The following is a 10,957-nucleotide window of genomic DNA, read 5'->3' as shown; positions in this document are numbered from 1 at the left end:
TTATATATTAGTTTATTAAGTTTTAAAAAATTATTTTGCTGCAAAGACCTCTTTAGAATATTTACCGTCAGCCTGAGGAACATCAATTACTATATTTCCATTCTCAAAATAACCAATAGTAGTTGTTCCGTTATCCAGCTTCACCATAAATACATCTTTCTTTGAAGTTGATTTAAAAATAGCGAAAGGAACAGAGCTCCCTGACTTAGCAAGAATAAACTGGGTGTTATCTATCTGTACTTTCTGCAGATCAAGCTTTCCGTTTGAAAAATTGCTTGCCGTAGAAACAGCTGTTGTAGCTGCAGGAGTATCAGAAGCTGTATTCTGAGTACTGCTGGCTGTATCAGATGTCTGCGCAGGTAAAATATTAACAGGGTTTGAAATTGTAACATTCATTAAAGCCTGCTTCAGTGCATCCGGATATCCTTTTTCAAATTCTTTGATATTCGATCTTCCTTTAGATTCCAGAATGGTTTTCTTATTACAATCCGATAATTGTAAGATAACTTTATTAGTAAATAATCCAGAATCATCCAAAACATTTGCATTAAGGATATTACAGGAGTTATCTTTAGCTTCAGAAGGCCATTGATCTCTATTAGCCGGCAGAACGACATATTTTTTCCCTGTCAGTGCTTTTGCTAAAAAAGTCTCTAAGCCATAACTATCTTTTTTAAATGATTCAAACTTCTCAGGAATAAATATGTATTTATAATCTGAAACCTTTTGTCCGAAAATGAGTGTTGAACAAATAGCCAACATAAACACTGATATCCTTTTCATATTATTTTATTTTTAATCGTTTCTAAATGCTCCCATATCCAGCTTCAATGAAAAGAAATTGGAATAGAAATTAGATCCGCCTATTCCTGAATTTGTGATTGCATAATCCAGGGTAAGTCCTCTATATTTTATTCCAAGACCTGCACTCGGCTGAAAGGAAACTTTTCTTTTAAGATCTTCTATATCTGTAATGGACTGGAACCTATTGATCCCCAATCTTACAAAAATCATTTTCTGGTACCCCAGCTCAGCTCCCGCATAAGGACTGATACTTGCAAAGTCTGTTGAAATTAATGAAGCCGTTTTTGCAAAATCCACATTAATCCCCGCTTCCGGCAAAACATAGACACTGCTGTTAATTTCAAATAACTTACTTGCCCCAACATTCAGCTTAGGCATGGTAAGCTCCATTTTATCTTTTGGCGCAGGGTTAAACTCTTCACCATTTACAACAGTTGATAATTCTTTCTGGTTAATGGTCCAAAAGTTTACTGTGGTAGTAATATCACGGATCATACCCCCAAATTTCCATCCATTATTTCCTTTGTAAATAGCTCCTACATCAAAACCAAACCCGTAGCCACTGGCAAATTTACCCACATTTCTGTACACAATTTTGGCATTCACCCCAACATCCAAATTGGGATTCCCTCCCGGCCTGAATGCATAAGAAAGTATAGCTGCATAATCAGATTGTGAGAATTTGGTGATCTTATCATAATCAATATTTCCCTCAGAATCTATCATTTGGGTGGTATTCAAAATATTATCTACCCCAAGTCTTACTATTGAAACTCCAAAAACACCTTCTTCCATTACCTTTGCATAGGCCAGGTAATCATATTTTGCAATAGATTCAAAATATTCTGCGTGCATCGCTGCTCCCTGCCAGTCTCTCTCAATAGACATTAAACCCGCAGGATTCCACATTGGAGCATATACATCATCCTGATTGGATATTACTGCTCCCCCCATTGCCAGACCTCGTGCACCGGCTCCGATATTTAAAAATTCATTGGAATATTTCCTGATAATCTGAGATTGTGACAGCCCAAACAGCAGTGAAAATGCAAGTAAAAAATATTTTTTCATCATATAAATTTGATGCTTAGTTAAAGTTTTTTGTTTTTTTAGCTTTTATTAATCCATTGACAATGATTGCCAGTATCATAACTCCTGAAGCAATATAAAATATAGGGCTCATATGTTCTGATTCTCCAAAGATAAAAAAAGCTAGTATAATTCCGTAAACCGGTTCTAAATTAACTGTTAAAATTAAAGTAAAAGGCGAAATATACTTCATTAATTTTACTGATTCCAACATTGGAAAAGCTGTAAAAACACTGGCCAACAAGCATATTAACGCCAGATCTCTATAGTTTATTTCATCCATCTGAAAGATTTGACCCGTCAGAAGATAAAATACCATTAAAATAAACCACCCACAGAAAATTTCATAGAATATAATATTCCCCGAACTTGTTTTTCCAAACATTTTACCATTAAAAACAGAAAAAATGGTTCCGAAAACAGCACACAGGATACCATAAATAATACCCTCTTTAAAATGAAATTCAGTTTTAAAAATCAATAAAATGCAGGCAACAATCACTGTTCCCATCACCACTTCTGATATATCAATTTTCCTTTTAAAAATGATAGGCTCTAAAATAGAGGCAAAAAGTGTAGATAATGATAAGCAGCTTAAAGCAATGGAAACATTAGAAACCTTGATAGAATAAAAAAAGCAATACCAGTGAAGTGCCATCGCAACACCAATAGCTGCCAGCTGAAAGAATATTTTTTTTGAAACCTTTATACTCTCTTTTTTGTAAACTCTTATGAATACAAAAAGAAAGACTGCAGCAAACAACATTCTGTAAAATACCAGAACCTGCGCATTCGCATGAATTAGTTTTCCTAAAATTGCAGTGAACCCCCACAAAAACACAATTAAATGCAGCCTGAAAAGTGCCAATTTATGCATATCCTATCTTCTATGAATTTTTAACGTGCAAATTTACAAATAGGCTTTTACAAATCTGATAAAAAAACAAATAATAGTTTAATAAAAAAACACTTAATAGGTCTTCACCTTATTTTATAAAAATTTTATCAAAAAAAGCAATGTTACTGCCCCATAAGATCTTTTCTCACTAAAATAAAAAATTCATACATTGGACTTATGATACTGAATAAAGATATTAGAATTAAAACAGATCGGCTGATATTGCAGCCTGTAGAAGATTTGTATATTGACGATATCAATACCTGTTTTACTGCAGAAGTTACAAGATATATGCCTTTCAATCCGCATGGAGATAGGAATGATATTCTGGTTTTCGTAGAAGAATCAAAAAAGTTGTTGTTAAAAAATACTGACCTTGTCATGGTTGCGCTTGATGATGATAATAACTTTATGGGTTGCTGTGGTATTCATAGCATAACAGAAGAATCGGTAGAACTCGGCTTATGGTTAAAAAAGGATGCACAAGGTATTGGATTGGGTACAGAGATCATAGTGAGCCTTATTGAATTTTTAGAAAGTAATTTTACTTTTAAATATATAGTCTATCCAGTTGATCAGGAAAATATAGCGAGCAGGAGAATACCTGAAAAATTAGGCTTTATCCCTTTTAAAAAATATCAAAAAAATAAAAGCCCATCATCATTTCTCAATATTATAGAATATAGAAAACAGTATTCAGTTTAATTTTTCAGTATGTTCTTCCAACTTTTATGCAGATACAAAAAACCCTGAAAATTTGTTAAACTTTCAGGGCTTTCAAATAATAAACTATTAAAAAAATAAACTAGGAACAGAGTATTTTGCAGAGATTAGGATCTCTGTTACTCTACCGTAAAGTTAGAAAAAATATAAATCATCTAAAAATATTTTTCTGTTAAAAATATCACAATTTTCTGAATACCAATATATTAAACACCTGTTTTACTTCAATTCATATTCTGTATAAAAATAGTATCTTTAAGCGTAAAAAATTGAAACTTTATGGATATTGAATTCAACAAACGGGAAGATCAAAACAGGTTAAGACTTTCAGATATAAACCGCTTGCTCACCGAAATAAAAAAAGGTGGTGGTGAAAAGAGGCTTCAAAAGCTTCGTGATGAAGGAAAAATGACGGCAAGAGAAAGAATTGATTATCTTCTTGATAAAAATTCAGATTCCATAGAAGTAGGAGCATTTGCAGGATATGAAATGTATAAGGAACATGGAGGATGCCCTAGTGGGGGAGTTGTTGTAGTGATTGGTTACGTTTCAGGAAGGCAGTGTATCGTTGTAGCTAATGATGCTTCTGTAAAAGCAGGTGCATGGTTCCCCATTACAGGGAAAAAGAATCTAAGAGCACAGGAGATTGCTATGGAAAATAAACTTCCTATTATCTATCTGGTAGATTCTGCCGGTGTTTATCTTCCTATGCAGGACGAGATATTCCCGGATAAAGAACATTTTGGAAGAATATTCAGGAATAATGCGAAAATGAGCTCTATGGGAATCATCCAGATTTCAGCAGTTATGGGCAGTTGTGTAGCCGGAGGAGCTTATTTGCCTATTATGAGTGATGAGGCTATGATTGTTGACAAAACAGGTTCTATTTTCCTTGCAGGAAGCTATCTTGTAAAGGCAGCAATTGGTGAAAGCATTGATAACGAAACATTAGGTGGGGCTACTACCCACTGCTCTATTTCAGGAGTTACAGATTATAAAGCTAAAGATGATAAAGATGCTTTGGATAGAATCAAAAACATTATGAAATCTATCGGAAGTACTGAAAAAGCAGGTTTTGACAGAATAGAAAGTTTTCTTCCTAAAGAAAAACCGGAAAATATTTTTGGAATAATGCCGGTTTCAAGAGCTGAGCAGTATGATACTTTTGATATCCTAAAGTGTATTACAGACAACTCTGAATATGAAGAGTACAAACCTGACTACGGAAAAAGTATCATCTGTGCTACAGCCCGAATAGATGGCTGGTCTGTAGGAATTGTAGCCAACCAAAGAAAAATGGTAAAAAACGGTAAGGGAGAAGTACAATTCGGAGGAGTTATTTATTCCGATTCTGCAGATAAGGCCACCCGATTTATAGCTAACTGTAACCAAAGAAAAATACCATTGGTTTTCTTACAGGATGTTACAGGCTTCATGGTAGGTTCTAAATCCGAACATGGAGGGATTATCAAAGATGGTGCAAAAATGGTCAATGCCGTATCCAATTCCGTTGTTCCTAAATTTACCATCATTACAGGAAACTCATATGGAGCCGGTAATTACGCCATGTGTGGAAAAGCTTATGATCCAAGATTAATTGTTGCATGGCCTTGGGCAGACTTAGCCGTAATGGGTGGGTCTCAGGCAGCAAAAGTTTTAGCACAGATCCAGGAATCCGCATTAAAAAAACAAGGCAAAGAAATATCAGAAGAAGAACATAACGAAATTCTGGATACTATTTCCAAAAAATACCAAAGCCAAACCGATGCTACTTATGCAGCAGCAAGATTATGGACAGATGCCATCATCAATCCTGCAGACACCAGAAAATGGATTTCTATGGGTATTGAAGCTGCCAACCATTCTCCTATTACAGAGAAATTTAACTTAGGCGTTATACAGGTATGATCTGACGTATACATATTCACCTCGGCGAATAATTCAAAGAAAAAGGCCGTTTTCACAATATGTGAAAACGGCCTCTTTCTTTGAATATATATGCTCTTGTAAGAGAAAAGTTTTTATTTAAATAATTCTTCACATACAGTATCAAATAGTATGACAACTCATAAGAAGGTTATCAATATTTCTTATTATTTTAATAATCTTAGTCAACTTACGAAGTTTACCATAAAATATTACCTCAATTGATAAAAAAAATAAAATTCATTTAAATAGCAATTGATATTAATTTATCACTATGATATCCTTAATGGATAAATATTTTACATAGAAAATTAAATTAGACAAGATAATCAAAAGCTTCAAACACTGATAATCAATTTGTTACAATAAAAATAAATCACTTTTTATTATTTATTTTTTTAATATTGTAATTCTTAACCAAATGATGAATCAAAATGAAACAATCAAGTGTGGGCTTTGCCTTAACCGTAAGTGTCTTTTGTTTTCTGTTGAGTCCAAACCATTTAAATGCTCAGAAAACAAAGAAAGATACTGTAAAAAATAAGGAAATTCAAGAAGTTATTGTAACTGCACTTGGAATAAAAAGAGACCAGAGAAAACTAGGTTACGCCGTTACAAAGGTTGAAAGCAAAGATATTACACAGGCAGGGGTTGTTAATCCTATGGAAGCCCTTCAGGGGAAACTACCCGGGGTAGAAATTGTTGCCGGTGCAGGAGGGCCTCAATCTAGCTCCAGAATTCAAATCCGGGGGAATACTTCATTGGGGAAAAATAATCAACCTTTAATTGTTGTGGATGGCGTTATTATAGATAACAGTGTAACCGGTGCAGATGCATGGGGATCGGGATATGATTTCGGTAACGAAATGAAAAATCTGAACTCAGATGTTTTTGAATCTGTTACCGTGCTCAGAGGAGCAGCAGCCTCGGCCCTTTATGGTTCACGTGCCGCAAATGGGGTAATCGTTATTACCTCCAAGAAAGGGAAAAGCAGAAATGGGATTGGGGTCAAAGTCAATTCTTCCCTTACCACACAACATGTTTACTCAGGGCCAAAATTTCAAAATGAATTTGGAGCAGGCGTGGGCCCTACATTCCAAACGGATAGTAATGGTGAGCGCTTTATTGATCCGGGCAATGCTTTTTACAGCTATGGGCCAAAGTTTGATGGAAAGCCTGTAAGGGATATTGACGGCAGAACCATACTATGGAATTCTCAACCCAATAATTACAGAGATATTTATCAGGTAGGCCTTGATCGTAAAAATTCAATTGAGTTATCTGGTGGCGATGAGAAATCTACTTTTTTATTAAGCTATACCAATCAGGAAGCCGATGGGATCTTGCCCCGAAATAAATTTACAAAAAATGCTTTTTATTTCCGTGCAACTCATGAGTTCAGTAAATATCTGCAAGTGGATGCCAGTTTCAATTATAACCGGTCTTTTGGGCAGAACCCGGTACCTCAGGGAGGAAATTCAAGTCCGTTGTTCAGCTATATTTATGGACTTCCCAGAAGCTTTGATGCCGTTTACTGGAGAAACAATTATTTGGATCCAATCAATGGAGGTATAAAAAAAGAGAGTGCCGATCCTTATGAAATGGCCGCTAATTATTTTAATATTTTTCAAAATACAAGAACCCAAAAAGAAAATAATTATATAGGACGTTTAGAAATACGGTCTCAGTTAACGGATTGGCTAAATCTAACCGTTAGCGGTAATTTCAATAATTATAATTTTATCAACGAATCTAAAATACTAGGCGAAAATACCGGCTTTACAGGAGGGAGCTATACTATTCTGGAAGGAAATAAAGAACAGTATAATGTTAAATTTTTATTGAATGGTAACTTTAAATTAACTGATCATTTAACATTAAATGCTTCCCTGGGCGGAGAGGATTTCAGATCCAGGTATAAATCAAACAAACAATGGACAAATGGAGGCCTTAACACCCCTGGTGTTTTTCAGATCCAGAATACTATAGATCCTGCAGGAAATGAAGTTTCATACACTGATGGAGAGCAGTCTCCAAAAAGGATTCAGGCCGTTTATGCCTTTGCTAACTTCGCATGGAAGGATCAGCTATTCATAGATATTACCGGACGTAATGACTGGTCTTCCACCTTATCATATCCTGATGGCCACGGAAGTCTGAGCTATTTTTATCCATCCTTTGTGGGGAACTGGATATTTTCCAATTCCTTCAAACTTCCGAAATGGATTAATTTTGGTAGTTTAAGAGCCAGCCTGGCATGGGTAGGCCGGGATACTTCTCCCTATAACACAAGCGCGGGCTTCTACTACAGACCAGACCCGTCAGCTTACAATACTCCTAATGGGAACCGCATTCCTTTAACAGGTTTTAATAGTAATGCCCTTGCCAACGCAAACCTAAAGAATGAGCTGAGCAAATCCATAGAATTTGGATTGAATATGGCCTTTTTGAACAACCGTTTAGATTTTGATGTCTCTTTTTACAAAACGAATACAACAAACCAATTATTAACCCTTTCATTACCCCAGGAGTCCGGAGTTAAAGAACAACAGATAAATGCCGGAAACTTACAAAACCAGGGTATTGAGGTTATTGTAAACGCAGTTCCTGTTAAATCAACTAATTTCACATGGAATACAACATTTACATTCTCCCAAAACAGAGACAAGCTTATTGAATTGTACCCTGGAGTAAGTGTATATGTTCTCAATTTGGGTATGGGAGATGATGTAAGAAGTGTAGCCATAGCGGGCCAACAATATGGGCTGATACAAACAAGGTATGCCTATGCCAGATACCAGGCACAGGATGCCAATGACCCCAGAAATGGAATGAAAGTCTTAAACTCTAATGGCTATTATCTACGCTCCAATTCTTATCAGAATCAGAACGATGTTACAGTAGGAAAGCTGACCCCTGATTTTTTAACCAGCTTTAGAAATACCTTCAGCTATAAAAATTTATCATTAAGTGTATTGATAGATGCAAGAGTGGGTGGAGATATTCTTTCAGCCACTTATAATTATGGAGTTCAGTTTGGAAACTCACCATCAACCCTACAATATAGAGATGAAGCCAGAGGAGGGATTCAATATACAGATGCCAATGGCGTGACACAATATGGATTAATTCCTGAAGGAGTGTTTGCTGATAAAACAAAAATAACTGATAAACAAGGCATTAAAAGAGATGTAGGTGGAATGACTTATCAGGAAGTGTATGAAAATGGATGGCTAAATCCTGTACGTACCGATTTATATTATAGAAATTTAGCCTCATGGGGAACCGGTATACGGGAACAGGCTATTTTTGAGAATACCTGGGTAGCCCTTCGTGAGCTAAGACTTACCTATTCTTTTAAACCGGATATGATTAAGCCTCTAGGGTTGAACACACTCAGTGCTTCTATAATAGGAAGAAATTTATTCTATATCTATAATAAATTACCCGATGGCATCAATCCCGAAGGAAAATACTCCAATAGTGCAGGAAGCTTTGCAGAATATGGAGGCTCACCTATGTCAAGATATATTGGGTTTAACCTGGATTTTTCTTTCTAGAAACTATTTAATTTAAAATTTAAAGCATGAAAAAATTATTAATATTAACCGTTTCACTTTCTCTATTCATTTCCTGTACAAGTGATTTTGCTGACATCAATACCAATCCCCTGGATAAAACAACCGCAACCCCGGAAGAACTATTACCTCTCGCTATTAAAAGAGGTTATGATGGCAGTTATGAATACTATTATGATTATTATCGTAGAATTATGCCATGGACTCAAACCTTAGTTCCTAATACTGGAAATGCTTCGAACTTTATGGATGATGGTTCCAACATGAATGCGAGAAAAGATATCTTTTATGGAGATCATGGTGCGTTGCTTACTGATATTATTCACAAGATCAATCAAATGCCGGCCAATGAACAGGTAAAATACGTCAACATTAAAAGCATTGCCAGCATTTTAAAGGTTTATTATGCGTGGTATGTTACTGATGTGAATGGAAGTATGGCTTATACAGAATCATTTCAGGCACGCTATGGTGGTACACTAACTCCAAAATTTGAAACCCAGGAACAATTATATGATATTTTTGACAAACAGCTAAATGATGTCTATGTGGCTATTGAAGCTGCTGATCAATCTATACAGATAAATCCTGGAAATAAAGATCTATTCTTTAATGGCAATATTACAAGATGGAAAAAGATTGCCAATTCATTGAGATTAAAGATTGCTTCAAGATTAATGAAAAGAAATCCTGCAAAACTGTCCACAATTGCAGCACAAGTATTATCAAGAGAACAGATTAATAGTACAGATGAAGATTTCTCTCTGCTCGCAAAAAGATTTACTGAGAATGGTAATTTCAACCCTATAGGGATGTCTGCTTCTAAACCAATGGCTGATTTTATGAATCTTAATAAAGATCCAAGAAGGCCCATTTTTTTCCAGGAAAACGATTATTCCCAGGAAAATATTGATAAGCTTGTTGCTGCCGGAAAAATGAAACCAACTATAGAAAATCAGCGATATGTAGGAGGTCCAACCAGCCCGGATATGGTCAGCCCAAATAAAAGCCGTTACTATACTTCTGCCAAGAGGCTATTAGACGGTATAAACTATGATACGATCTCTAGATTACAGTATAAAATATGGCATCCTGAATATAATGCAGGTACCGGAAACGCCGTATTTCCAATTCTTACTTACGCTGATTATTCTTTATTAAAAGCTGAGTTAGCAGCAAGGGGGCTTATTTCCGGTAATGTACAGGCTCTATATGAACAAGGAATCAGAGCCTCAATCATAACCTATAACTATATCGCTAAAGAAGCATTAGTAGACAAGTATGTCCCAACTACCGAAGCAGAAATTACGACTTACCTTAATTCTTCTCAAGTTAAATTTAATACTTCAACAGCCCTTGAGCAAATTATCATACAAGAATATCTTAATTATTTCAAACAACCAAATGAAGTTTGGGCTCTTATTAAGAGGACCGGCATGCCTAATACATCCACTGCTCTTACATTAGAATCTCCCTCACGGGATGGAGGAATTTTATTAGTAATGCCTAGAAGAATTATTCTTTCAACCCCTTCAAAAGATAACCTGAATTATCAGAATCAAAAATCAGCACTTGATATGATGAAACTGGATCCTGATTTTGGATTAAGTGAAAGTGATATCCAGGGACGCATTTGGTGGGATAAGAAATAAACAGCATGTACAATTCTTTTCAAAATAGAATTAATAGTTCTATGACTTTGTCATCCCATGGGCCTCAATAGCCAAGGGTTATGAGTTAGGAGTTAATAGTTGAGAGTTATGAGTTGAAGGTGACAGCGCTATCAACTATCAACTGAGGTTAAGTATAGTTTAGAGTTGAAGTATTAGGAGTATAGTTGTTATAGTATATAAACAAAAAAAAATCCTCTATCTTACGATAAAGGATTTTTAAAAATAAAATAAAAACTGGCGGCGGCCTACTCTCCCGCGTTAGCAGT

General features: G+C 35.5%; 7 protein-coding genes. 4 read left to right on the top strand and 3 right to left on the bottom strand.

Annotated elements, in window-relative coordinates; genetic code table 11:
* Positions 1 to 30: 30 nt before the first annotated feature.
* The 3 genes from MP478_RS21350 to MP478_RS21340 are packed head-to-tail and all read right to left on the bottom strand — an operon-like array spanning position 31 to position 2,770.
* Positions 31 to 783: a hypothetical protein gene (locus MP478_RS21350; protein WP_257201597.1), complete on the bottom strand. Its 753-nt coding sequence runs from the start codon at positions 781 to 783 to the stop codon at positions 31 to 33.
* A gap of 12 nt (positions 784 to 795) precedes the next feature.
* Positions 796 to 1,878, bottom strand: coding sequence for a PorV/PorQ family protein (locus tag MP478_RS21345; RefSeq protein ID WP_257191683.1), 1,083 nt, complete (start codon positions 1,876 to 1,878; stop codon positions 796 to 798).
* A 13-nt stretch (positions 1,879 to 1,891) separates the two neighbouring features.
* Positions 1,892 to 2,770, bottom strand: coding sequence for a DMT family transporter (locus MP478_RS21340; RefSeq protein ID WP_257191684.1), 879 nt, complete (start codon positions 2,768 to 2,770; stop codon positions 1,892 to 1,894).
* A 198-nt stretch (positions 2,771 to 2,968) separates the two neighbouring features.
* Here MP478_RS21340 and MP478_RS21335 point away from each other — a divergent pair, with 198 nt between their 5' ends.
* The 4 genes from MP478_RS21335 to MP478_RS21320 all read left to right on the top strand — a co-directional run bounded on the left by MP478_RS21335 (position 2,969) and on the right by MP478_RS21320 (position 10,670).
* On the top strand, positions 2,969 to 3,496 hold the full coding sequence (locus tag MP478_RS21335; RefSeq protein ID WP_257191685.1) for a GNAT family N-acetyltransferase: 528 nt from the start codon (positions 2,969 to 2,971) through the stop codon (positions 3,494 to 3,496).
* A 297-nt stretch (positions 3,497 to 3,793) separates the two neighbouring features.
* Positions 3,794 to 5,422 (top strand): acyl-CoA carboxylase subunit beta, encoded by a 1,629-nt coding sequence (locus MP478_RS21330; RefSeq protein WP_257191686.1) that lies wholly within the window; start codon positions 3,794 to 3,796, stop codon positions 5,420 to 5,422.
* 452 nt (positions 5,423 to 5,874) lie between these two features.
* Complete coding sequence (locus MP478_RS21325; RefSeq protein ID WP_257201596.1) at positions 5,875 to 9,000, top strand: SusC/RagA family TonB-linked outer membrane protein; 3,126 nt, start codon at positions 5,875 to 5,877, stop codon at positions 8,998 to 9,000.
* Between the two features lie 26 nt (positions 9,001 to 9,026).
* The gene (locus tag MP478_RS21320; protein WP_257201595.1) at positions 9,027 to 10,670 is read left to right on the top strand and encodes a SusD/RagB family nutrient-binding outer membrane lipoprotein; all 1,644 of its coding nucleotides are present in this window, start codon (positions 9,027 to 9,029) and stop codon (positions 10,668 to 10,670) included.
* Positions 10,671 to 10,957 lie beyond the last annotated feature (287 nt).

The sequence above is a fragment of the Chryseobacterium sp. WG14 genome, assembly GCF_024586945.1.
Classification (GTDB): domain Bacteria; phylum Bacteroidota; class Bacteroidia; order Flavobacteriales; family Weeksellaceae; genus Chryseobacterium.
The sequence above is the reverse complement of the archived record's forward strand: the minus strand, read 5'-3'. Positions and strand labels throughout refer to the sequence as shown.

Excerpts from the sequence above, each read along its gene's own strand:
- MP478_RS21350 (WP_257201597.1), bottom strand. The coding sequence starts at position 783 with ATGAAAAGGATATCAGTGTTTATGTTGGCTATTTGTTCAACACTCATT.
- MP478_RS21345 (WP_257191683.1), bottom strand. The coding sequence starts at position 1,878 with ATGATGAAAAAATATTTTTTACTTGCATTTTCACTGCTGTTTGGGCTG.
- MP478_RS21340 (WP_257191684.1), bottom strand. The coding sequence starts at position 2,770 with ATGCATAAATTGGCACTTTTCAGGCTGCATTTAATTGTGTTTTTGTGG.
- MP478_RS21335 (WP_257191685.1), top strand. The coding sequence starts at position 2,969 with ATGATACTGAATAAAGATATTAGAATTAAAACAGATCGGCTGATATTG.
- MP478_RS21330 (WP_257191686.1), top strand. The coding sequence starts at position 3,794 with ATGGATATTGAATTCAACAAACGGGAAGATCAAAACAGGTTAAGACTT.
- MP478_RS21325 (WP_257201596.1), top strand. The coding sequence starts at position 5,875 with ATGAAACAATCAAGTGTGGGCTTTGCCTTAACCGTAAGTGTCTTTTGT.
- MP478_RS21320 (WP_257201595.1), top strand. The coding sequence starts at position 9,027 with ATGAAAAAATTATTAATATTAACCGTTTCACTTTCTCTATTCATTTCC.